Origin of the sequence: Virgibacillus sp. 7505, assembly GCF_002272135.1 — a bacterium.
Taxonomy (GTDB): domain Bacteria; phylum Bacillota; class Bacilli; order Bacillales; family Amphibacillaceae; genus Terribacillus.
In genome coordinates this window covers 1-229 of record NZ_NPBF01000350.1, presented here as the reverse complement: position 1 = coordinate 229, position 229 = coordinate 1, and the positions used below count along the sequence as shown (strand labels likewise).

General features: G+C 46.7%; 1 protein-coding gene. It reads right to left on the bottom strand.

Annotation, left to right across the window (positions count from 1 at the left end):
• Positions 1-89: 89 nt before the first annotated feature.
• Positions 90-229 (bottom strand): formate dehydrogenase accessory sulfurtransferase FdhD (locus tag CHH91_RS19285; RefSeq protein ID WP_176465888.1); only part of this gene is annotated, 140 nt, incomplete at its 5' end.

The window sequence follows — 229 nt, the reverse complement described above, 5'->3', positions numbered from 1 at the left end:
GCAGCGACATGCCTTATGGCTGCTTTCTTTCTTAACGATCTACAGTACTGGCGGAGTTTCCCATTAAAAAAAGCTAGAAGCGCTTTGCTCTAGCTTTTTAGCTCGATTCGTTCTGGCACCGTATAGACGTTCATCGAGCGATTGCGGATAAAACCGACAGTTGTAATGTCCAATTCCTCGGCAATTTGCAGCGCCCTATCGGTTGGGGCTGATTTGGACAAAACTAGCT